General features: G+C 70.7%; 26 protein-coding genes. 12 read left to right on the top strand and 14 right to left on the bottom strand.

What is annotated here, in order from left to right; translation table 11 throughout:
* Nucleotides 1-20 precede the first annotated feature (20 nt).
* Nucleotides 21-587, bottom strand: a complete 567-nt coding sequence (locus A5750_RS06850; protein WP_066952116.1) for a TetR/AcrR family transcriptional regulator — start codon at nt 585-587, stop codon at nt 21-23.
* A gap of 102 nt (nt 588-689) precedes the next feature.
* On the opposite strand from A5750_RS06850, the gene A5750_RS06855 reads away from it, so the two are divergent.
* On the top strand, nt 690-1604 hold the full coding sequence (locus A5750_RS06855; RefSeq protein WP_066952114.1) for an SDR family NAD(P)-dependent oxidoreductase: 915 nt from the start codon (nt 690-692) through the stop codon (nt 1602-1604).
* Here the strand turns inward: A5750_RS06855 and A5750_RS06860 are convergent.
* On the bottom strand, nt 1585-2319 hold the full coding sequence (locus A5750_RS06860; protein WP_066952112.1) for a M24 family metallopeptidase: 735 nt from the start codon (nt 2317-2319) through the stop codon (nt 1585-1587). The genes A5750_RS06855 and A5750_RS06860 overlap by 20 nt on opposite strands.
* Between A5750_RS06860 and A5750_RS06865 the strand changes: the two genes are divergently transcribed.
* Nucleotides 2318-2812 carry a cupin domain-containing protein gene (locus A5750_RS06865; RefSeq protein ID WP_066952110.1) on the top strand — a complete coding sequence of 165 codons (495 nt, stop codon included), beginning with the start codon at nt 2318-2320 and terminating at the stop codon, nt 2810-2812. The genes A5750_RS06860 and A5750_RS06865 overlap by 2 nt on opposite strands.
* A 10-nt stretch (nt 2813-2822) precedes the next feature.
* Here the strand turns inward: A5750_RS06865 and A5750_RS25755 are convergent, their stop codons facing one another.
* The 3 genes from A5750_RS25755 to A5750_RS06875 form a co-directional block, all read right to left on the bottom strand.
* Nucleotides 2823-2981, bottom strand: coding sequence for a hypothetical protein (locus A5750_RS25755; protein ID WP_156659437.1), 159 nt, complete (start codon nt 2979-2981; stop codon nt 2823-2825).
* A gap of 81 nt (nt 2982-3062) precedes the next feature.
* Complete coding sequence (locus tag A5750_RS06870) at nt 3063-4505, bottom strand: NAD(P)/FAD-dependent oxidoreductase (protein ID WP_067261749.1); 1443 nt, start codon at nt 4503-4505, stop codon at nt 3063-3065.
* Nucleotides 4496-4969 (bottom strand): VOC family protein, encoded by a 474-nt coding sequence (locus A5750_RS06875; protein ID WP_067261751.1) that lies wholly within the window; start codon nt 4967-4969, stop codon nt 4496-4498. Before A5750_RS06875 ends, A5750_RS06870 begins: the two co-directional genes overlap by 10 nt.
* Before the next feature lie 156 nt (nt 4970-5125).
* Here A5750_RS06875 and glp point away from each other — a divergent pair, with 156 nt between their 5' ends.
* Nucleotides 5126-6331, top strand: a complete 1206-nt coding sequence (gene glp, locus A5750_RS06880; protein WP_067261754.1) for a gephyrin-like molybdotransferase Glp — start codon at nt 5126-5128, stop codon at nt 6329-6331.
* A 2-nt stretch (nt 6332-6333) separates the two neighbouring features.
* On the opposite strand, the gene A5750_RS06885 is transcribed toward glp, so the two are convergent.
* Nucleotides 6334-7530 (bottom strand): MFS transporter, encoded by a 1197-nt coding sequence (locus tag A5750_RS06885; protein WP_067261756.1) that lies wholly within the window; start codon nt 7528-7530, stop codon nt 6334-6336.
* Between the two features lie 65 nt (nt 7531-7595).
* Between A5750_RS06885 and A5750_RS06890 the strand changes: the two genes are divergently transcribed.
* The 3 genes from A5750_RS06890 to A5750_RS06900 are packed head-to-tail and all read left to right on the top strand — an operon-like array spanning nt 7596 to nt 11352.
* Entirely contained in the window at nt 7596-8315 is a 720-nt protein-coding gene (locus A5750_RS06890) for a phosphatidylserine decarboxylase (RefSeq protein WP_067261759.1), read from the top strand.
* Nucleotides 8315-9178 carry a CDP-diacylglycerol--serine O-phosphatidyltransferase gene (gene pssA, locus A5750_RS06895; RefSeq protein ID WP_066952099.1) on the top strand — a complete coding sequence of 288 codons (864 nt, stop codon included), beginning with the start codon at nt 8315-8317 and terminating at the stop codon, nt 9176-9178. The genes A5750_RS06890 and pssA overlap by 1 nt, the downstream gene beginning before the upstream one ends.
* Nucleotides 9175-11352: an AAA family ATPase gene (locus tag A5750_RS06900; RefSeq protein ID WP_067261761.1), complete on the top strand. Its 2178-nt coding sequence runs from the start codon at nt 9175-9177 to the stop codon at nt 11350-11352. Before pssA ends, A5750_RS06900 begins: the two co-directional genes overlap by 4 nt.
* Here A5750_RS06900 and A5750_RS06905 read toward each other — a convergent pair.
* A complete protein-coding gene (locus A5750_RS06905) occupies nt 11326-11922 on the bottom strand; it encodes a TetR/AcrR family transcriptional regulator (protein WP_066952095.1) in 597 nt (198 codons plus the stop codon). The two genes, A5750_RS06900 and A5750_RS06905, sit on opposite strands and share 27 nt — an antisense overlap.
* Nucleotides 11923-11943: 21 nt before the next feature.
* On the opposite strand from A5750_RS06905, the gene A5750_RS06910 reads away from it, so the two are divergent.
* Nucleotides 11944-12726 carry a hypothetical protein gene (locus A5750_RS06910; protein WP_066952093.1) on the top strand — a complete coding sequence of 261 codons (783 nt, stop codon included), beginning with the start codon at nt 11944-11946 and terminating at the stop codon, nt 12724-12726.
* Complete coding sequence (locus A5750_RS06915) at nt 12723-13664, top strand: SDR family NAD(P)-dependent oxidoreductase (RefSeq protein WP_067261764.1); 942 nt, start codon at nt 12723-12725, stop codon at nt 13662-13664. Before A5750_RS06910 ends, A5750_RS06915 begins: the two co-directional genes overlap by 4 nt.
* On the opposite strand, the gene A5750_RS06920 is transcribed toward A5750_RS06915, so the two are convergent.
* Genes A5750_RS06920 through A5750_RS06950 form a run of 7 tightly spaced genes read right to left on the bottom strand, consistent with a single transcriptional unit; the run spans nt 13618 to nt 18760 of the window.
* A complete protein-coding gene (locus A5750_RS06920) occupies nt 13618-14430 on the bottom strand; it encodes an enoyl-CoA hydratase/isomerase family protein (RefSeq protein WP_066952089.1) in 813 nt (270 codons plus the stop codon). The two genes, A5750_RS06915 and A5750_RS06920, sit on opposite strands and share 47 nt — an antisense overlap.
* Nucleotides 14427-15449, bottom strand: a complete 1023-nt coding sequence (locus A5750_RS06925; protein WP_066952087.1) for a TIGR03617 family F420-dependent LLM class oxidoreductase — start codon at nt 15447-15449, stop codon at nt 14427-14429. The genes A5750_RS06920 and A5750_RS06925 overlap by 4 nt, the downstream gene beginning before the upstream one ends.
* Before the next feature lie 16 nt (nt 15450-15465).
* Nucleotides 15466-16092, bottom strand: a complete 627-nt coding sequence (locus A5750_RS06930) for an LON peptidase substrate-binding domain-containing protein (RefSeq protein WP_066952085.1) — start codon at nt 16090-16092, stop codon at nt 15466-15468.
* Entirely contained in the window at nt 16092-17222 is a 1131-nt protein-coding gene (locus A5750_RS06935) for a glutamate--cysteine ligase (protein WP_066952083.1), read from the bottom strand. Before A5750_RS06935 ends, A5750_RS06930 begins: the two co-directional genes overlap by 1 nt.
* Nucleotides 17212-17931, bottom strand: coding sequence for a superoxide dismutase family protein (locus A5750_RS06940; protein ID WP_066952081.1), 720 nt, complete (start codon nt 17929-17931; stop codon nt 17212-17214). Before A5750_RS06940 ends, A5750_RS06935 begins: the two co-directional genes overlap by 11 nt.
* A 28-nt stretch (nt 17932-17959) precedes the next feature.
* Nucleotides 17960-18433 (bottom strand): LytR C-terminal domain-containing protein, encoded by a 474-nt coding sequence (locus A5750_RS06945; protein WP_066952079.1) that lies wholly within the window; start codon nt 18431-18433, stop codon nt 17960-17962.
* 18 nt (nt 18434-18451) lie between these two features.
* Complete coding sequence (locus tag A5750_RS06950; RefSeq protein ID WP_007167558.1) at nt 18452-18760, bottom strand: DUF3263 domain-containing protein; 309 nt, start codon at nt 18758-18760, stop codon at nt 18452-18454.
* A 202-nt stretch (nt 18761-18962) separates the two neighbouring features.
* On the opposite strand from A5750_RS06950, the gene A5750_RS06955 reads away from it, so the two are divergent.
* The 4 genes from A5750_RS06955 to A5750_RS06970 all read left to right on the top strand — a co-directional run bounded on the left by A5750_RS06955 (nt 18963) and on the right by A5750_RS06970 (nt 21822).
* Entirely contained in the window at nt 18963-19556 is a 594-nt protein-coding gene (locus A5750_RS06955; RefSeq protein ID WP_067261768.1) for a peptide deformylase, read from the top strand.
* Nucleotides 19556-20335, top strand: a complete 780-nt coding sequence (locus A5750_RS06960) for a GCN5 family acetyltransferase (RefSeq protein ID WP_067261771.1) — start codon at nt 19556-19558, stop codon at nt 20333-20335. Before A5750_RS06955 ends, A5750_RS06960 begins: the two co-directional genes overlap by 1 nt.
* 2 nt (nt 20336-20337) lie before the next feature.
* Nucleotides 20338-21159 (top strand): exodeoxyribonuclease III, encoded by an 822-nt coding sequence (locus A5750_RS06965; protein WP_066952074.1) that lies wholly within the window; start codon nt 20338-20340, stop codon nt 21157-21159.
* Between the two features lie 213 nt (nt 21160-21372).
* Complete coding sequence (locus tag A5750_RS06970) at nt 21373-21822, top strand: hypothetical protein (RefSeq protein WP_067261773.1); 450 nt, start codon at nt 21373-21375, stop codon at nt 21820-21822.
* The last annotated feature ends 2 nt before the right edge of the window (nt 21823-21824 follow it).

A 21824-nucleotide genomic window follows, 5' to 3' on the forward strand; every position in this document is an offset into this window, starting at 1 on the left:
AGTGCAAGGACAGTCCGCCCTTATCGCGGCGGGCGTAAACCGTCGATGACGACGTCGGTCGCCCGCCCGGCGAGCGCCGAGTCGTAGGCCTGCATCGCCTGGCACCCGACCAGGATCGCCTTGAGATCCCGCATATCGACGTCGCGGCGCGCGGTCCCCGCGTTCTGAGCGGCGAGCAGCAGCTCGCCGAGCATGGCCTTGAAGGCGTCTTCGGCCTCCGGCGCGGCGCAGGCGATGTCGATCCCGTAGCCGGCCAGGGCGTCGACCAGGCCCCGGTCCGCGGCGCCCCACTGCAGCACCATCGAGCGCAGAAACGCGAAGAGCGCCTCACCGGGCCCCTCGCTTTGCAGCAGGGCGTGCCCGTCGTCCACGAGGCCCCGCATGCGGTTCTCGATGACGGCCGTGAACAACGCCTCCTTGGTCGGGAAGTGCCGGTAGACCGTGCCCGCGCCGACACCGGCGCGGCGGGCGACCTCGTCGATCGGCACGGACAGGCCCTCGGCCGCAAAGGTGTCGTAGGCAACGTCCAGCACGCGCGCGCGATTGCGCGCCGCGTCGGCGCGCAACGGGCGTGCGGGCTGCGCCATCTATTCATCCCTTCCAGGTTGACAAACCGGGGCGCGCGTTCCGTATAGTTTCAATCAACCGGAGCGCTCGCCCCGTTTAGTCTATCCGTTCTAGGAGAAACCATGGCCAACTGGACCGCCGCCGACATTCCCGATCAGACCGGTCGCGTCGCCGTCATCACCGGGGCCAACACCGGCCTCGGCTACGAGACGGCCGCCGCGCTCGCCGACCACGGCGCGCGCGTCGTGCTGGCCGTGCGCAATCTGGACAAGGGCAAGGACGCCGCCGCCCGGATCACCGCCCGCAGTCCGCACACCGAGGTGGCGCTGCAAGAGCTCGACCTGACGTCGCTGGACTCCATCCGCGCCGCGGCCGAGCAACTCAAGGCCGATTACGACCGCATCGACCTGCTGATCAACAACGCGGGCGTCATGTACACGCCGAAGGAAACCACCAAGGACGGCTTCGAGCTGCAGTTCGGCACCAACCACCTCGGCCACTTCGCCCTCACCGGCCTGCTGCTGGACCGGCTGCTGGCGGTCCCCGGTTCGCGGGTCGTGACCGTGAGCAGCATGGGCCACCGCATCCTCGCCGACATCCACTTCGACGACCTGCAGTGGGAGCGCCGCTACAACCGGGTCGCGGCCTACGGGCAGGCCAAGCTGGCCAACCTGCTGTTCACCTACGAGCTGCAGCGCAGGCTCGCCCCGCACGGCACGACCATCGCCGCCGCCGCCCACCCCGGCGGGTCGAACACCGAGCTGGGCCGCTACACGCCCACGGCGTTCCGGCCGCTCGTCAACGTGTTCTTCAACCTGATCGCCCAGGACGCGGCCATGGGCGCGCTCCCCACGCTGCGCGCGGCCACCGACCCGGGGGTCCTCGGCGGCCAGTACTTCGGGCCGGACGGCTTCGCCGAGACGCGCGGCTACCCGAAGCTGGTGGCGTCCAGCGCGAAGTCCCACGACGTCGACGTGCAGCGCCGGCTGTGGGCGGTCTCGGAGGAGCTCACCGGCGTCACGTATCCCCTGGGCTGAGGTCGAGCAGCTGCTCGTAGAAGCCGCCGAAGCCGCGGGCCCGGTCGGCCAGATGGATCTCCAGGATCCAGTGGCAGGTTCGGCCGGCCGGGTCCGTGCGCCGCATCGGCTTGTTCGATCCGGGCATGATGTACCACTGGACGCCGGGGCCGGCGATCTTCTTGTGCGGGAACTCCCCCACCAGGTGGCCGGCAATAGCGCTGGCGAACTCGAAGCCCTCGGCGTGCGCCAGCCCCACGACGAAGTCGTACAGCTCGGCGCCGGTGATGTCCGGGCGCGCGTCGAAGTACTCGCGGCCGGCCTGCCACACCCGGGGCAGCGCGTCTCGGACGGCGGTCTTGTGCGGGTCGTCGCCGAGCACGAAGGTGCGGCCGAAGTCCGCCTCCCACTCCGCGAATATCGGTCCGAGGTCGAGGAAGACGATGTCGCCGTCAGCGACCACCCGGTCCGGCGGGCGCTCACTGAAGGGCCGCAGGGTGTTCTCACCGGCCCGCACGATCCGACGATGCCAGTGCCGGGTGACCCCGAGCAGTTCCGCGGCGAGCTGGTTGATTTCGTCGGACAACTGCTTTTCCGAGACGCCGGGGCGGATCATGGCGCGCCGCTCGATCTCGGCGAACAGTTGCGTCGCCTTCTCCTGGGCGTCGAGCAGCCGTTCCGCCCGAGCTTCTTCGTCCGCCACGCCCGCGATGTTATAGCCGCACACTGGAGGCATGTCCCTCGTCGTCCCGCCCTATCCCCCGCCCCGATACACCAAGGACGAGCCGGAGGTCAGCGCCTGGCTCAAGCGGGCCGACTCGCCGCCCGATTACGAAACCGGCGGCGTCAGATACCACTACCTGGCCAACCAACAGGCCACCGGCGGCGACTACGGGCTGTACCGGGTCGACCTCCCCGCCGGTGGCGGTGGGCCCGGCCCACACTTTCACCGGGCGATGTCCGAGGCCTTCTTCGTGCTGTCCGGGACGATGAAGCTCTACGACGGCACCCAGTGGGTCGACGGCCGGCAGGGCGACTTCCTCTATGTCCCACCCGGCGGCGTCCACGGCTTCCGCAACGGGGCCGACGAGCCGGCGTCGATCCTGATGCTCTTCGCACCGGGTGCCCCGCGGGAGGCCTACTTCGAGGGTTTCGGGGCACTCGCCGACATGACCGACGACGAGCGCAGGGAGTGGTTCGTCCGCCACGATAACTACTGGGTGCAGTAGATCCGCCGGGTTAATGGTGAGCAAACATTCGGCGCTCGGCGGCGATGCGCGCCGTGCGCGCGACGTAGGGTTTGGCCGTGCAGGTGAGGTCGAAGCGGGCTGCGGCGTGGTTGCGGATGAAGGTCGAGACGGCGTTCAGCGCCCCAATCAGGACCGCGGAGCGGGTCAAACGACCGAGGCGCCCGGGCCTCAAACGCGTGCCGACCGCGTCCGCCAGGGTCCGTGGGCGGCGGCTCAGGCGGCCGACCGGTCACCGACCGAAGCGGTAGTCGGCGTCGACCAACTCGCGGGTGCGCTCGAAGAAAATCCGCCCGCTGTAAGGCAATTGGGTGACCACCTTCCCGCTGGGATGGCGGAAGTAGTTGCTGCACGCCAGCCAGACCTTGCCCGCCATCGCGGCCTGGATCTCGTCGTTATAGCGGCGCTGCGCCTCGGGCGTCACCTCCACCGTGCGCGCGCCGCGGCCGTTCATCGCGTCGAGGATGTGGCGGACGAAGGTCGTCTGCGCCTCGTGGATGTAGATGATCGAGTTGACGCCGTTGGTGTTGGGGCCGTACAGCGTGAAGAAGTTGGGATACCCGGCCACCAGCGTGCCCAGGTAAGCCTCGGCGCCGCCGCTCCAGTCATCGGCCAGGCGGCGACCGCCGGTTCCGTACACGTCGATGCTCGCCAGATAATCGGCGGCCTTGAACCCGGTGCCGTAGATGATCGTGTCCACGCTGTGCTCGACGCCGTCCGCGGTGCGTACCCCCCGCTCGGTCAGCTCGGCGATGGCGGTGGTCTCCAGGAAGACGTTGGGCAACGCGAACGTGGGGTACCACTCGCGTGACATCAGCGGCCGCTTGCAGCCCGCGGGATAGTCCGGCATCAGCTTGGCCCGCAGCTGGGGGTCGGCGACCTTGCGCATGAGGTAACTGCGGGCCAGCTCGGTCGCCTCTCGCGTCTGAGCATGTTCGACGTCGAAGCTGGCCGACTCGTAGGCGTCGAACGCCTCGTCCCTGAGCTTGCGCGCCGTCGCGGGGTCACGCTCGAACAGCTCGTGCTGCTCGGGGGTGAACGGGAAGTCAAATCGGGGTGCGATCCAGATCGGGGTCCGCTGAAACACGGTCAGGTGCGCGGTCTTTCGCGCTATCGCGGGGACATACTGGATCGCGCTGGCGCCCGTGCCGATGGACGCCACCCGCTCCCCGGCCGTCGACTTGCTGTGATCCCAGCGGGCCGAATGGAATTGGCGCCCCCGGAACCGCCGCGCGCCGGGAATCTCCGGGATGTGGGGCACGTCGAGCATCCCGACGGCGCTGACCACCATGTCGAATTCGTGCTCGTGCCCGTCGCCGTCGGTCAGCGTCCAGCGGCGGCGGGTGTCCGACCAGCGCACGGCGACGATCGCGGTGTTGGCCCGCAGGCGCGCGCCCAACCCGTGGTCGACGGCGACCTTTTCCAGGTACGCCAGGATCTCGGGCTGGTTGGCGTACGTCTTGCTCCACCGCGGGTTGGGCGCAAAGGAATACGAGTACAGGTGCGACGGGACGTCGCACGCCGCGCCCGGAAAGGTGTTGTGCCGCCAGGTCCCGCCGAATCCGTCGGCGCGGTCGAAGATGGTGAACTCGTAGCCGCCCTCGGCCAGCTGGATGCCCATGGCGATGCCGCCGGCGCCCGCGCCGATGATCGCGACGGTCGGCTTCAGTCCCATTGCGCGTAATACGGTCGCTGCGGGCGGCTCTTCTCCACCAGGATGAACACCACGCCCCAGGGGTCGACGAACCACGTGGTGCGAACCCGCGCCACCTCCGCGATTCCCTTGACCAGAAAGCGCACGCCCTTGCCCTCCAGCTCGGCCCGGGTGGCGTCGATGTCCTCACAGATGAGCCCGACGTGGGACAGTCCGTGGTCGATGAGGGCCCGGCCGCGCCCGACCGGTTGCGCGCCGAGGTATTCGATCACCTCGAGCACGCGATCGCCGTCGCCCGGCAACCCCACGATGGCCGCCTTCATGCTGGGGTCACCCACTAGCTCGCCCATGTCGTCGCGAATGGCGTTACCGGTCATCACATAGGGCGGCGAGAGCACACGCAGGCCCAATACGTCTTGGTAAAACGCCACGGCGGCCTCGCAATCCGGAACACACACCCCGGTGTGGGCCATACCGGTAATCACGTTCTCGACTGTACGTCGAAGCGCCGCCACCCCCAACGAGATGGCCGCTTTTGGCGGCCATGGCTCCCAGCGAGGAGCTGCAACGTCGGCTCTGGTCGGTGTCCGAACAGGTCACCGCGGTCGGCTTCGCAATCTGACTTCGCCGATAATGGCCGGGTGCGGTCGGTCGAAGAACATCAGCGCGTCGTAGCCGAATTGATCCGTCCCCGGCCGGCGGCCACCGCCGCGCTGGCCGAGGCGCAGGGCCTGGTCCTGGCCGACGACGTGGTCGCGCGGCTGGCGCTACCGGTCTTCGACAACTCCGCGATGGACGGATACGCGGTGCGCGCCGAGGACACCTCCGGCGCCACGCCCGAGAACCCGGTGGTGCTCGAGGTCGCCGAGGACATTCCGGCCGGGCGCACCGACGAGTTGACGCTGCAACCGAACACCGCGCACCGCATCATGACCGGCGCGCCGCTGCCCGCCGGGGCGACGGCCGTCGTGCCCGTCGAAGACACCGACGGCGGCGTGGATGTGGTGTCGATCCGCGCGCCGCGCGAGGCCGGCAAGCACATCCGGCGCGCGGGTGAGGACGTCGCCCCCGGCACCACCGTCCTGCGGCGTGGCCAGGTGGTGACGCCGGCCGTGCTCGGCCTGGCCGCGGCGCTGGGAATGGCCGAGCTGCCCGTGCTCCCGCGCCAACGCGTGCTGGTGATATCGACCGGGTCGGAGCTGGTGGCGCCGGGCAACCCGCTGCGGCCGGGACAGATCTACGAGTCCAACTCGATCATGCTGGCCGGCGCCGTTCGCGACGCGGGCGCCGACGTGATCGAGGTGGCCACCGCCGAAGACGATGTCGCACAGTTCAGTTCGCTCATCCAGAAGCATGCCGGCGAGGCGGACCTGATCATCACCAGCGGCGGAGTCAGCGCCGGCGCCTACGAGGTGGTCAAGGACGCGTTCGGCCGCGGGGGCGACCAGGGCGTGGAGTTCGTCAAGGTGGCGATGCAGCCCGGGATGCCGCAGGGCATCGGGCGGGTGGCCGGCGCGACGATCGTCACCCTGCCCGGCAACCCGGTCAGCGCCCTGGTGTCCTTCGAGGTGTTCATCCGGCCCGCGCTGCGCAGAGCCATGGGCCTGCCCGACCCGGAACGCCCGCACCGGGCCGCCGTGCTCACCGAGTCGCTGACCTCGCCGCGCGGCAAGCGGCAGTTCCGCCGCGCGGTGCTGGACCGCGACGCCGGCACCGTCACCAGTTACGGCCCGCCCGCCTCGCACCACCTGCGGTGGCTGGCGTCGGCGAACGCGCTGCTGGACATCCCCGAGGACGTCGTCGAGGTGGCCGAGGGGACCGAGCTGCAGGTGTGGGATCTGGCCTAGCGCTAAGCCGCTGGGGTGGCCACCTGTCGATGGAACTCGTCGGCCCGGTCAAAGGCGGTGGCGCAGCGAATGGCGACGGCGACAACGGTCATCAGCACCGGGATGGTCACCAGGGCCGCGGCCAGTCCGACCCGGTCGGCCAGGTGGCCGATCAGCGGCGGCCCCAGCAGGTAGCCCAGCCAGCCCGTCGCCGCGACGATGGCGATCGCCGAGCCCGCGCCGCCCGCGCCGTAAGCGGCGCTGAACGCGGTGGGCACCAGCAGCGCCACGCCGACCCCCAGACAGGCGAATCCGACAACGCTGACAACGGAATTGGCGGTCGCCAGCGTCACGCCCATGCCCGCCGCGGCGAACAGCGCGAGGGCCGGCAACAGCCGGCGGGCCGACACCCGCGCGTGCAGGCGTATCGCGCCCAGCCGGGTGACGACCATCGTCAGGGTGTACGCCGTGTAGCTCAACGCGGCGATCCCGGGACCGGCGCCGACGACGTTGCGCAGATAGTTGGCCGACCAGTCGGTGGCGGCGCCCTCGCACAGGAACGACACGAAGGCCACCGCCGCGAGGATCGCCACCGTCGGCGTCAGCCAGGCCCCCGCGGCGGGCGATTCCGCGGCGCCGCCCGCCCGGTCCGGAATCAGCCGCCGGGTCAGCGCCCCGACGACGACCAGAACCACGAGCCCGACCGCCGCCAGCTGGGGCGTCAGGCCGATGCCGGCACCGACGCACGCCGCGCCGATCAGGGCGCCCAGTAACGCGCCGAGGCTCCACATGCCGTGGAAGCGGGCCATGATCGGCGCCCGCGCCAGGCGCTCGACCGTGCCCGCTTGGGTGTTCATCGCGACGTCCAGCCCGCCCTGGAACGTCCCCCACAACGCCAGCGCCGCAAACAGCCAGGGCCCGGAGCGGGCCAGCCCCACCGTGGTGCCCGCGACGGCGTAGCCGGCGGCCGTCACGGGAATCAGCCGGTGGCTCCCCCAGCGCGGCAGCGCCCAGTGGCTGCCCAGCGTGGCCACGACCGACCCCAGCGGCGCACCGAACAGCGCCGTTCCCAGCGCCGCGTCGGACAGGCCGAGGTCGGCCTTGACGGCCGGGATGTGGGCCGCCCACGAGGAGAACCCCACGGCGTGGGCGATGAATACGGCGGTGACGGCGATCTTCGCCGGGCGCAGCCGTGGCGCCCAATCGTCATTCGGATGCATATCGAAGGTGGGCGTTCCCCCTGCGGGCCCCAACCAACCGGCCGCGCCTTTCGTAAGATGGCCGCGTGGCACGACGCCCCCGCCCTATCGGCCCCACCGCCGAGGACCCAAGCTTCAGCCCGCAGCACGCGTTGGAGTTGGTGCGCTCGACCATTCCGCCGGTACACCCGGCCGGCCGCCCGTTCATCGCCGGCGGACTGGCGGTGGCGCTGGCCGGCCGCAGGCACCGATGGATCCGGCGGGCCGGCCTGCTGGCGGCCGGCGCCTGCGCGGGGTTCTTCCGCCATCCGCCGCGGGTGCCGCCGACCCGGCCGGGCGCGATCGCCGCGCCCGCCGACGGGGTGGTGTGCGTGATCGATTCCGCCGCCCCGCCCGCCGAACTCGGGATGGGTGACGCGCCGCTCCCGCGGGTCAGCATCTTCCTGTCGCTGCTGGACGCCCACGTGCAGCGCGCCCCGGTGAGCGGCGAGGTGATCGCCATGCAGCACCGGCCCGGCCGGTTCGGGTCGGCCGACCTGGCCGCGGCCAGCACCGAGAACGAGCGCACGAGTCTGCGGATCAGGACGGCCACCGGCGCGGAGGTGGTGGCGGTGCAGGTCGCCGGGCTGTTGGCGCGGCGCATCATCTGCGACGCGCGCGTCGGCGACAAGCTGGCTATCGGTGACACCTACGGGCTGATCCGGTTCGGCTCCCGGCTCGACACCTATCTGCCCCCGGGCGCCGAGCCGCTTGTCCTTGTGGGGCAGCGCGCCATCGCCGGCGAAACCGTGCTGGCCGAGCTGTGATGATCAGCAAGCCGCGCGGCAGGCCGTCGGTCAACCTGCAGATCCTGCCGAGCGCGATGACCGTGTTGTCCATCTGCGCGGGCCTGACCTCGATCCGGTTCGCCCTCGAGCACCAGCCGAAGGCCGCGATGGCGTTGATCGCCGCGGCGGCCATCCTGGACGGGCTGGACGGCCGGGTGGCCCGCATCCTGGATGCCCAGTCCCGCATGGGCGAGGAGATCGACTCGCTGGCCGACGCGGTGAACTTCGGTGTGACGCCGGCGATCGTGCTCTACGTGACGCTGCTGGGGAAGTCGCCGGCCGGTTGGGTGGTGATCCTGCTCTACGCGGTGTGCGTCGTGTTGCGGCTGGCCCGCTTCAACGCGCTGCAGGCGGACGGCAGCCAGCCCGCCTACACCCACGAGTTCTTCGTCGGCATGCCCGCGCCGGCGGGCGCGGTGTCGATGATCGGTTTGATCGGACTGAAATTGCAGTTCGGCGAGGGCTGGTGGACCTCGACGACGTTCCTGTGCATCTGGATCACCGGGACGTCGGTGCTGATGATCAGCAAAATCCCGATGCGCAAGATGCACGCCGCGGCGGTGCCGCCGAGCTGGGCCGCGCCGCTGCTGGCCCTGCTGGCGATCTGCGCGGCCGCGGCGGTCTTGGCGCCCTACGTCCTGATCTGGGTCATCATCATCGCCTACCTGTGCCACGTGCCGTTCGCGGTCCGCAACCAGCGCTGGCTGGCCGCGCACCCCGAGGCGTGGGACGACAAGCCCAAGCAGCGCCGCGCCGCACGCCGCGCGATCCGCCGGGCGCAGCCGAACCGCCGCTCGATGGCGCGGCTGGGGCTGCGCAAACCGGGCGGGCGCCTGCCATGAGCCGACCGGGCGAGGATGCGGCCCGTCAGCTCACGCTCACCGCGCGGTTGAACACCTCCGCCGTGGACTCGCGCCGCGGCGTCGTCCGGTTGCATCCGAGCGCCGTTGCCGCGCTTGGCATTCGGGAGTGGGACGCGGTGGCGCTGACGGGCTCGCGGACCACGGCGGCGGTGGCGGCCCTCGCCGGGCCGGACACCCCGGTCGGCACGGTGCTGCTCGACGACGTGACGTTGTCCAACGCCGGGCTGCGCGAGGGCAACCCGGTGATCGTCGGCGTGGTCACCGTCTACGGCGCCCGGTCGGTGACGCTGTCCGGCTCGTCGCTGGCCCACCAGTCGATCTCGCCGGTCACGTTGCGGCAGGCCCTGCTCGGCAAGGTGCTGACCGTCGGCGACGCCGTCTCGCTGCTGCCCCGCGACCTGGGCCCGGGCACCTCAACGTCGGCCGCGACCCGCGCGCTGGCCGCCTCGGTCGGGATCAGCTGGACATCGGAGCTGCTGACGGTCACCGGCGCCGACCCCGCGGGACCGGTCAGCGTGCAGCCCAACTCGCTGGTCACCTGGGGTGTCGGCGTGCCGTCCGGGGCCGCGCTGTCGCAGGACTTCGTCGACGTCGCCAGCCCCGAGACCGTCGTCGAGGAGCTCAAGGGATCGCAGCCACAGGCCGCCAAGCTCGCCGAGTGGCTCAAGCTCGCACTCGACGAACCGCACCTGCTCAAGACCCTGGGCGCGGGCGCCAACCTGGGCGTGCTGGTGTCGGGTCCGGCCGGCGTCGGCAAGGTGACGCTGGTGCGCGCGGTGTGCGACGGCCGCAGGCTGGTGAAACTGGACGGCCCCGAGGTGGGCGCGCTGACGCCGGAAGACCGGCTCAAGACCGTGAGTTCGGCGGTGCGGGCCGTCCGCGACGGCGGTGGCGTCCTGCTTATCACCGACGTCGACGCCCTGCTGCCCGCCACCCCGGAGCCGGTGGCCGCCCTGATCCTGGGCGAGCTGCGAACCGCGGTGGCGACCGAGGGCGTCGCGTTGATCGCCACCTCCGCGCGGCCCGACCAGCTCGATGCCCGGCTGCGCGCGCCGGACCTGTGCGACCGGGAGCTGAGCCTGCCGCTGCCCGACGCCGGCACCCGCAAGGCGCTGCTGGAGTCGCTGCTGAAATCGGTGCCGGCCGGCGCCCTGGATCTCCACGAGATCGCCTCGCGCACACCGGGTTTCGTGGTTGCCGACCTGGCGGCGCTGCTGCGGGAAGCGGCGCTGCGCGCGGCGTCGCGGGCCAGCATCGACGGCCGGCCACCCGAGCTGAACCAGGACGACCTGCTCGGCGCGCTGACGGTCATCCGGCCGCTGTCCCGGTCGGCCAGCGAGGAAGTGACCGTCGGCAACGTCACGCTCAACGACGTCGGCGACATGGCCGAGGCTCGGCAGGCGCTGACCGAGGCCGTGTTGTGGCCGCTGCAGCATCCGGACACCTTCGCCCGGCTGGGTGTCGAACCGCCGCGCGGGCTGCTGCTGTACGGGCCGCCCGGCTGCGGCAAGACCTTCGTCGTGCGCGCGCTGGCCAGCACGGGGCAGCTGTCCGTGCACGCCGTCAAGGGGTCCGAGCTGATGGACAAGTGGGTGGGCAGCTCGGAAAAGGCCGTCCGCGAACTGTTTCGGCGCGCCCGCGACTCGGCTCCGTCCCTGGTGTTCCTCGACGAGATCGACGCGCTGGCTCCCCGGCGCGGGCAGAGCTTCGACTCGGGCGTGACCGATCGGGTGGTCGCCGCGCTGCTGACCGAGCTCGACGGCGTCAATCCCCTGCGAGACGTCGTCGTGCTGGGCGCCACCAACCGTCCCGACCTGATCGACCCGGCCTTGCTGCGACCGGGCCGCCTGGAGCGGCGGGTGTTCGTCGAACCTCCCGACGCCGCCGCCCGCCGCGAAATCCTGCACACCGCGGGCAAATCGGTCCCGCTGAGCGACGACGTCGACCTCGACGAGGTGGCCGCCGGGCTCGACGGCTACAGCGCCGCCGACTGCGTGGCGCTGCTGCGCGAGGCGGCACTGACCGCGATGCGGCGGTCCATCGACGCCACCGACGTGACGGCGGCCGATATCGCGGCGGCACGCCAAATCGTGCGCCCTTCACTGGATCCCACGCAGGTGGAGGCGCTACGGGCCTTCGCCAAAGGTCCGTAGCACGGCCAGCGCCGACGCCGCGACGTCGCCTTCCAGCCAGTCGGGCATCGGGTCGTCGTGGGCGTGGCGCCGGACCACCGCATAGGGCAGGTCCGCCACCGCACGCGCGACGGCGTCGACGGACTGGGGCGTGTCGTTCCCATAGAGCTGCCGGGCCAACACCGCGATCCGCTCGGTCAGCGGGGCGTTCATCGCCGCCAGCGTCCGCTGGAAGTCCGCGTCGGGCTCCTCGTCGAGCAGGTCGCCGGGCCGGATCGTCAACAACAGCCGGGCGTCGTCGGGCAGCTCGCGCGCGAAGCTGACGGCGGCCACGGCCATGGCGATCGCAGTGTCCGCCGGGGTTTCGCCGTCGGCGGCCAGCGCCCTCGCCTGGAAGCGTTCGAGCGCGCGCAGCCACGCCGCCGTGAGGATGCCGTCGCGGTTGCCGAACCGGTGATAGAGGGTGCCCGCGGGGGCGCCGCTGGTCTTGGCGATGGCCGCGACGCTCGCCGCGCGCGGTCCGCCGCCGAGCACCAGCGTCCGGGCGGCGTCGAGAATCACATCGGTTTCATGCTTCCGCGGAGGTGCCACGATCTAGTACATTCCTTCTATATGGAACGATTAACCTATATCGATGAGCATGCCATAACCATCGACGCGGAGCGCGCGGACACCTGGTCGGCGCTGTTGCGGGTGATGTGCCGGGACCCGGGTGACCCGTCGACCGTGCCGATCGGCTTCGCGCTGGACGAGGCGCGGCCGCCCGCGCGGTTCGCGCTGAAGGGCCGGCACCCCTTCGCGGTGTACCGATGGGTGTTCGAGTTGGACTCGCTGACCGGCAGCCGGACCCGTGTGCGCTCGGCGACTTGGGCCGCCTTCCCGGGCCTGCACGGCAAGGTCTACCGGGCGCTCGTCATCGGCACCGGCGGGCACCGCGTCGCCGTCCGGTGGACGCTCAAACGCATCGCGGCGGCCGCCGAGCGGGCCGACTACACGGACGTCTTCGAAGTCCCACTGCCGCAAGGCGACTCACGCACAGCCGAGCAGATGTTCCGAGACGCCGTGGGGCGGGGCGCGGGCGGTGGCGTTGTCCCGTGGATCCACCGCCACGTGCTGAGATTCCGCCTCGGGCCGTATTCGTCGCCCGAGCACATCATCGGCTGGACGATCGCGGGTTCGGATCGCGACGAACTGGTGCTGACCGCGCGGGGACCGCTCATGCGCGGCGAGCTGACGCTGCGACGCCAGGACGGCCGGGCCAGTCTCACCACTCGCGTGCGGTACTGCCGCAAAACCGCCGCCCGAACGGTCTGGGCTTTCGTCGGCCCGCTGCACCGGGCCGTGGCGCCGCGGCTCATGAAGCGCGCCGCGGTGTGGCAGCGTATACCGGCGTGACCGAGCCACCGACCGCGCTGGACGTCGTCGACGGAATCGACCTGTCCGGCAAGGTCTGTGTTATCACCGGCGCCTCGTCCGGGTTGGGGCGCGAGGCGGCCCGCGCGCTGGCCGCCGCGGGCGCGCACGTCGTCCTGGCCGCCCGCAATCCGGCGGCGCTGGCAGAGGCGGCGCGGTGGATCGGGGCCGAGGTGCCCGGCGCGCGGACCGCTGCCGTCGAGCTCGACCTCACCACGCTGGCGGGCGTCACGGCGGCGGCGGCCGCGATCGGCGACATCGCCCCGGCCATCGACGTTCTGATGAACAACGCCGGAGTGATGCTCACACCGTTCGGCAGGACGCGCGATGGATTCGAGATGCAGATCGGCACCAACCATTTCGGGCACTTCGAACTGACCCGGCGCCTCGTGCCGCAGCTCGCGGCCGCCGGCCGGGCTAATGGTGAGGCCCGGATCGTGAACCTGTCGTCTGCCGGCCACATCATGGGTGACGTCGACTTCGACGATCCCAACTGGGAGCGCCGCGAGTACGACAAGTTCGTCGCCTACGGCGCGTCGAAAACGGCGAACATCCTGCACGCCGTGGCAGCCGACCGCCGCCTGCGCGACGCGGGAATCCGCGCCTACGCCGTCCATCCCGGCACCGTGGCCACCTCGCTCGCGCGGCACATGTCCCGGGCGGACTTCTCGCGGCTGCGCAAACCGACGGGCGAGCGGCTCGACGTCACCACGCCCGATCGCGGCGCGGCTACCCAGGTATGGGCGGCCGTCAGCCCGGAGCTCGCCGGCCGCGGGGGGCTGTATCTCGAAGACTGCCGGGTCAGCGAGGCCGCGGCGCCCTACGCTCGCGACGAGCGGCGCGCGGACCAGTGGTGGGAGATTTCGGAGAAGCTCACGTCTCCGGGAGTGGGGTCCACTCGCGGGACAGCCGCGACGTGAACGACGGCGGCCGGCGCTCGAGGAAGGCGGCCACCCCTTCGCGCGCGTCGGCGCTGCCCATCACCCGTCGGTGCAGCTGGGTTTCCAGCGCGGCGACCTGTCCCGGGGTGTAGTTGTTGATCGCGGTGTCCCACAGCAGCCGCTTGCACAGCGCCGCCGACATCGGCGCCACGTTGACGGCGATGTCGCGCGCCAGCTTCACCGCGTGGTCGAGCACCTGCCTGGCCGGAAGCGCCCTGTTTGCGATGCCGAGCGCCACGGCCTCGGCCCCGCCGAAGGTTCGCCCCGTGAGCAGGATGTCCGCGGCCGCCCCCAGGGTGGTCAGCCGCGCCAGCGTCCAGTGCGACATGCAGTCGGGGATCACTCCCCGGCGGACCTGCACCACACCGTATTTGGCGTCCTCGGCGACGACGCGCAGGTCGGCCTGCAAGGCGATGGTCAGGCCGATGCCGATCGCATGGCCGTTGAGGGCGGCGATCACCGGCTTGCGCAACTCGAACGCGGCCGGGGTGATCGGTGACGCGGAGAACTCCGCGGCCGGCGCGTCGAACGGGCTTGTGTCGCCGGAGAAGTCGGCCCCGGCGCAGAACGCGCGGCCCGCCCCCGTCACGACGATGGCCCGGACGTCGTCGTCGCCGTCGCACTCGGCGTACGCGCTGCTTAGCAGCGCGCCCATCTCGGCGGTGTAGGCGTTGAGCTGCTCGGGCCGATTGAGCGTGAGCACCGCCACGCCGGCGTCGACGTCGACCGTCAGATCGGGGCTCATCGCAGGGCCGGGGCGCGGTGCAGGGCGCCGATCAGGTCGGCGATGTCCGCGGCGCGCGGCGTGTAGCCCGGGAAGTAGCAACACACCTCGGCGGCGTGCTCGGAGAACCGGGCGGCGATCTGCTCGGCGCATTGCTCGGGGGTGCCGACGACGCCGATCCGGGCCACCATCTCGTCGCCGACCAGCCGGCGCATGTCTGCGAAGCGGCCCTGCTTGGACAGCGCGTTGAGCTCGGGCTGGACGTCGGCCCACCCCTCGGCCTCGAGCACGGGCAGGTAGGCCGGGGTGGAGCCGTAGAACGAAATGAGCGCTGCCACACCGTCTACCGCGGCGGCCAGGTCGGCTTCGTCGCGGCCGACGGCGACCATGGCCTGGGCGATGATCTGGAATCCGTCGGAGGATCGGCCCGCGCGGCGCAGCCCGTCGGCGACCGCGGGGACGGTGCGTTCGGCAAAGTGGCGGGCGCTGTTGAACGGCATCACCAGCAGCCCGTCGGCCACCTCGGCGGCGGTGCGCGTCATCACCGGTCCCAGCGCGCCCAGCAGCACCGGCGGCGGTCCGAACGGGTTGGGCCCCGGGTTGAAGTTGGGCGCCATGATGGTGTGGGTGAAGAACTCGCCACGAAAGTCCAGGCGGCGCTGGCCTTCCCAGGCCGCGAAGATCGCCTTGATCGCCGAAATGGTTTCGGCCATCCGCGCCGCGGGGCGCTCCCACTTACTGCCGTAACGCTTTTCGATGTGGGCCTTCACCTGTGAGCCCAGGCCGAGCCGGAACCGGCCGCCGCTGTAGAGCTGCAGGTCGTAGGCCGCGTGCGCCAGGTGCAGCGGGCTGCGCGGCGGGGCGATCGCCACGTTCGTCATCAGGTCCAGGTCGGTCGCCCCGGCGGCGATGATCAGCGGGAAGAAGACGTCGTGCTGGCCCTCGAAGGTGAACAGCCCGTCGGCTCCCGTCGCGGCGATGTCGGCCGCGCTGGCCGCCGCATCCACCGGTGAGCCGTTGACCTGCAGCTGTACCTTCATGTATTCCTCTGTCGAACTATTCGGAGAGCTGAAACTCCACCACCTCGGCGACCGCGTCCACGGCCTCGCGGAGCGCGGTCAGGCGCTCAGCTGCCGACGGCGCCGACAGCACCGTGTACCGGTCGGCCGTGCCGATGGGGATGCGCGACGCCAACGCGTACAGGCGTTGTCCGGGATCGTCGGCCGTGTCGGGGCCCAACAGGTCCGCGCGGTCCGGGAGCGCCACGCCGCGCGCGTCGGCGATCCGCTCGAACAGCGCCATCGCCCGGTCCTCGACGTCGAGCAGCTGGGCCGGGGTGACCGGGTCCCCCGGCTCGTCCGGCCACAGCGTCACCGTCGCGCGCGGGTAGGGATCGTCGGGCAGCCATTCGCACACCCGGATCCGTTCACCGGTCCGGCAGTGCATCGAGTAACGGCCCGCGCCGCGTTCGGCGCATTCGGTGATCCGGGACAGCACGCCGACATCACAGCGCGCGTCACCGCCGCCGACCTCGCGGCCCCGGGAGATCAGCACCACGCCGAACGGGTCGCCGGTGTCGAGGCAGTGCCGGACCAGCGCGCCGTAGCGCGGCTCGAAGATCCGCAGCGGCAGATCCTGGTCGGGCAGCAGGGCCGACTCCAGCGGGAACATCGCCAGCTCCATCAGATCTCCAGCTCGCCCACCAGCGCGTCGACGACGGCCCGCAGGTCGCCGTCGTGTTCCTCGGCCACCCGGCGCTGCCGCTGGTACGAGGCGCCCAGCCTGGGGATCTCGGCCACCGCGGCCAGCTCATCGGCACAGTTCAACGATTTGGCCACGGGCTCAAGGCGATTCAGTACCTCGTCGAGATCCTCGGTGACCAGGCGCTCGTTGCTGTCGGCGTCCTGGATGATGATCGCGTCCAGCCCGTAGCGCGCGGCGCGCCACTTGTTCTCCTGGTTGTGCCACGGCGGCATGGTCGGCAGCGTCTCGTCGGCTTCCAACCGGCGGTCCAGGTCGACGACCAGGCAGTGCGTCAACGCCACCAGCGCGCTCAGCTCCCGCAGGTTGGACACGCCGTCACACACCCGCACCTCGATGGTGCCCAGGTGCGGCGAAGGCCTGATGTCCCAACGGACTTCGTCGACATGATCGATGATGCCGGTCTTCTTCTGGTCGTAGACGAAGCCTTCAAACTCCGCCCAGGTCTGGAATTGGAACGGCAGGCCGGCGGTCGGCAACTGCTGGAACATCATCGCGCGGTTGCTGGCGTACCCGGTGTCCACGCCGGTCCACCACGGCGAGGATGCCGAGAGCGCCAGCAGATGCGGGTAGTACTTCAGCAACGACGTCATGATCGGCATCACCTTGTGCGCCGAGGAAATTCCGACGTGCACGTGCACGCCCCAGATCAACATCTGGCGGCCCCACCACTGGGTGCGCTTGATCAGTTCGGCGTACCGGGGTGCGTCGGTCAGCTTCTGGGTCGACCACTGCGCGAACGGGTGTGCGCCGGCACAGAACAGCTCCATCCCCCGGTCGCGGACGATCCGGTGCGCGGGGCCCAGGGTCTCCCGCAGATCCTCCATCGCCTCCGACGTGGAACGGCAGACACCGCTGACGACTTCGACCGTGTTACGCAGCAACTCCTTGTGTACGCGCGGGTTTTCGCCGATCTCGGCGATGACCGCCGTGGCTTCGTTGCTCAGGTCACGGGTCTGCGCGTCGACGAGCGCGAACTCCCACTCCACGCCGAGGGTCGGCCTCGGTGAACGGGCGAAATCGATGCGCGCGTGGGCCCTGTTAGCCGGCACCGATTACACCGCACGCGACCCGCTTGCCGGCGTCACCGGTGGTCATCGTCATCTGGTCGGGCCCCGGTGTTCCGTTGGTCTGGCTGTAGCGCTCCGGCGGGATGTTGGCGAAGTTGTCGGCGCCCGCATGAATGATGATCGCGGTCTTCTCGCCGGTGACCAGGTCGTCCATGGCGAAGGCGTCCGTCGTGGTCATCATCATCGCGGACCCGTCCTTACGCACCTGGAGCGAGGTCAGGTCACCGCTGGCGGGCTCGGCGGCGTGCCCGGGCACTTGGAAGTGCCCGCCGGCGGACAGGAAATCACCCGGCGCGCCACCGGTCGGAGCGACGGAGTTGGGCTCGCACTTGCCGGCCTTGTGGATGTGCACCCCGTGGAAGCCGGGCGTCAGCACCCCGTTGGCCGTCGTCTCGATGGTGACCGTGGCGTAGCCGTTGTTGAACTGGAAGGTCGCGGTCGCGACCTGGGTGCCGTCGGGCGCCTTCAGGTGGGTGACGATGCTCGGCCCCGACGGCGCGGCGACGGGCCCGCCCTCAGGGGTCCCGGTTCCCGACGGCGCCGGCGATCCGGTCCAAACCGCCGGCGTGGTGCCCAGCGAGGACGAGGCGTGTTGGGGCGACGAACACGCCCCCAGCAGGGCGACGGAAGTGGCTGCGGAAAGCGCGGACATGGTGACGGCGGCAGTGCGGTGACCAGCGAGCTGAGGCATAGCGGAAGCCTAACCGCTTCGGCGGTCGTCAGCCCGCAACGAGCACGATGACCCCGGGTGGTTGGCCGGCCAGCGCGGGAATGCGGGGTTCGACCGGCGCGCCCAAGGCCTTGCCGACCGCGTCGGCGGTCGCGTGCTCGTCGTCGGCGTCGGTGAAATACACCGTGGTGGCCGACACCTCGGGCACGGTCAGGTTGTCGACCTTGGTGACGTTGAAGCCAGCGGTCGTGAGCTGATCCTTGGTGTGGGCGCCGACGCCCTCCTTGGCCGAGATGTTGTACACCTGCACGTCGGACCGGTTGCCCGCGGGCTTAGTGCTCGTCGGCGTGGCCGAGCTGGTGGTGGTCGACGTGGAGACGGCGGCCGACGAGTCCTCGTCGGAGCTGCCGGACGACCCCAGCGCCTGCCAGCCGAGCAGCAGGAAAATGACCCCCAGGAACAACAGCACCATCACCATGGCGCGTAGGGGAAGCCCCGTGGAGTCGGGGACTCGCTCTTTCATCGAGCCCACTGTAGCGAGTCAGGTCACCTCGAAGCCGAGGCGCCGCGCAGCTCGCGCCTTCTGGCGGCTGGCACGCAGCCGCCGCAACCGCTTCACCAGCATCGGGTCGGCGGCCAGCGCCTCCGGCCGGTCCACGAGCGCGTTGAGCACCTGGTAGTAGCGCGTCGCCGACATCGAGAACAGCTCTTTGATTGCTTCTTCTTTTACGCCCGCGAATTTCCACCACTGACGTTCGAAGGCGAGGATGTCGTGCTCGCGGCGGGTGAGGCCATCTGCGATCTCGGCATCGTCCCCCGATCGATTTGCCCGCGCCATGGCGCTGTCCATATAGCTTCCCCTGGACCCTTCCGGCGATTCTCGGCTGCTGTAGATGACTTGACTTACCTGAGGGCGTGTTTCGGCGAATATTGAACCACGGCGCAAACCCTCAAGCCGTCATCCAGACCCGCGAGTCGGCCGATTGCCTCAGATTGCCCGGGCGAACATGGCCGGCTTCGGCGTGCACGGGCGTGCGGTAGCTTAGCCGACCATGGCAGTAGTACCGATCCGGATCGTCGGGGATCCGGTCTTGCACACCCCGACGCAGCCGGTGCGCGTCGGCGCCGACGGGTCGCTGCCGGCGGACCTGCCGAAGCTGATCGCCGATATGTACGAAACCATGGACGCCGCGCACGGAGTCGGCCTGGCGGCCAACCAGATCGGCGTCGCGTTGCGGATCTTCGTCTACGACTGCGCCGACGACCGCGGCCGGACCGACCGCCGCCGCGGCGTGGTCGTCAACCCGGTGCTGGAAACCTCCGAGGTACCGGAGACCATGCCGGATCCGGACACCGATGACGAGGGCTGCCTGTCGGTCCCTGGCGAGTCGTTCCCCACCGGCCGGGCCACCTGGGCCCGGGTCACCGGCCTCGATGCCGACGGCAAGCCCGTCGAAATCGAGGGTACCGGTCTGTTCGCACGGATGCTGCAGCACGAGACCGGCCACCTGGACGGCTTTCTGTACCTCGACCGCCTGATCGGTCGCCACGCCCGCAGCGCCAAGCGCGCCGTCAAGTCCCACGGCTGGGGCGTGCCGGGCCTCTCATGGCTGCCCGGCGAAGGGCCGGACCCCTTCGGCCACTGATGTTCTCGTGGCCGGAGCTGGGCACGCGGGTGACGCTTCGCTACCGGCGCGCGAAAGGCTCGGTCCCGCCGCTGACCGATGCGGTGGGACACCTGCTGGCGGTCGAACCGTCGGTGCGGGTTCGGACCAAGACGGGCGCGGTGGTCGAGGTGGCCGCCGACGACGTGGTCGCGCTGCGGGTGCTCACCGACGCGCCGGTACGCACCTCGCAGATCCGGGCGCTCGAGCACGCGGCCGCCGCGGCGACGCCGGGCAGAGAACGGGCCTGGCTCGAGGGCTGGCTGCTGCGCGCCGGTGAGGGCGTCAATTACGCTGTCCCACTTGATGTTTCGGCTACGGCGGGCGCGATCCCGGCGATCGAGGCCTGGTATGAGCGCCGCGGTCTGACGGCGCGACTGGCGATCCCGGATCGCTTGCTGCCGCTGCCGCCGGGGGTGAGCGCCCAACACACCGAACGCGTTCTGGTCCGCGACGTCTCCGCTTCGACGCCGGTGGAACCCGCCACCGGCGGCGAGCTGGCGCTCGCGCGGGCGACCGTGACCGACGCACCGGACGGCACCCGGTGGGTGGGGCTGTCGCCCACGGGGACCGCCGATGACCCGGCGACCGCGGCCGCCTGCGAGGCCCTGTTGGCCTGGGCCGCGGCCCGCGGCGCCACTCGCGGCTACCTCGTGGTTCCCGGCACGGCTTCCATGGCGCTCGCCGACGCGCTCGGCTTCCGGGCGCACCATCGCCGCCGCTACTTTCCGGCCCGCTCACTCGGCTGGGATACGGTCTAGCCATGCCCGACGGTGTCCTACGGCTGGCCACCTGGAACGTGAATTCGATTCGCAGCCGCCTGCCCCGCGTCGTCGACTGGCTGGCCCGCGCCGAGGTCGACGTGCTGGCCATGCAGGAGACCAAATGTTCCGACGGCCAATTTCCCACCCTGCCGTTTTTCGAACTCGGCTACGAGGTGGCCCATGTCGGCTTCAATCAGTGGAACGGCGTGGCGATCGCCTCCCGGGTCGGCCTCGACGACGTGCAGATCGGCTTCGACGGCCAGCCCACCTGGAGCAGCAAGCCGGAGGTCGCCGCGACGGCCGAGGCGCGCGCGCTGGCGGCCACCTGCGGCGGCATCCGGGTCTGGAGCCTGTACGTGCCGAACGGGCGCGCGCTGGGTGATCCGCACTACACCTACAAGCTGGAATGGCTTGCCGCGCTGCGTGATACGGCGGCCGGCTGGTTGCGCGACGACCCCACCGCGCAGATCGCGCTGGCCGGCGACTGGAACATCGCCCCGACCGACGACGACGTCTGGAGCACCGAGTTCTACGCCGGCGCCACCCACGTCTCCGAGCCGGAGCGCCGGGCGTTCGGCGCCATCGTCGACGCGCAATTCGCCGACGTGGTAAGGCCTTTCGCGCCCGGCCCGGGCGTATACACCTACTGGGACTACACGCAGCTGCGGTTTCCGAAACGGCAGGGCATGCGTATCGATTTCATCCTCGCCTCCCCCGAATTGGCCGGACGTGTGACGGACGCCCAGATCGTCCGCGAGGAGCGCAAGGGGAAGGCCGCCAGCGATCACGCGCCCGTGCAGATCGACATTAGCCATGCCTAAATGGCGTTTTGGCGCATTCTCGCCCCGACCACACCCAGGTTAAGGTCAGGCAAATTAAATGCGGCTGCTCGTTGTCTGCGGGTTTGCAAGGTGGCAGGCTTTGCTTTTGTTAGAAGCGGATACAATGTTTTTTTGCCGTTAACGAACCGTTCAGCGGGTATACCTCGCTATGGCGCAGGTTTAGCGGCACAGGCAGAAAGCCAGGGAGTCAGCATGAGTGTCATCGGCGGAGCGGTACGAGGCGTGAGCCAGGCGGTGAGTCGCGCGGCGACCACGACCACCGCGGCCGCCGGCGCTGTGGGTGGCGCGGCGGTCAACGGAGTCATCGGCGGTGTCACCGGAGCCGCCGAGGGCGTCAAGAAGGGAATGAGCAGCGGCAGCCACTCGGCGCCGGCGGCCGCGGTGGCCTTCGGCGCGCTGGGCGTCGCGGGACTGGTCGAGTGGCCGGTGCTGCTGGCGGTCGGCGGCAGCGCCCTTTTGCTGCAACGGCTGAGCCGCAAGCAAGAGCCGGCAAAGGCGAGCCTCAAGGCGGTACCGGTGGAGCCGGCGCCGCAGAAGGCCGCTCCGCAGAAGGCGGCACCGCAGAAAGCGGCCGGCAAGTCGACGGCCAAGAAGGCCGCCGGGCGCCGGGCCGGCAGCACCCAGTTGCGTAGCACCAACTAACG

Origin of the sequence: Mycobacterium sp. 852002-51613_SCH5001154 (assembly GCF_001667425.1) — a bacterium.
Taxonomy (GTDB): domain Bacteria; phylum Actinomycetota; class Actinomycetes; order Mycobacteriales; family Mycobacteriaceae; genus Mycobacterium.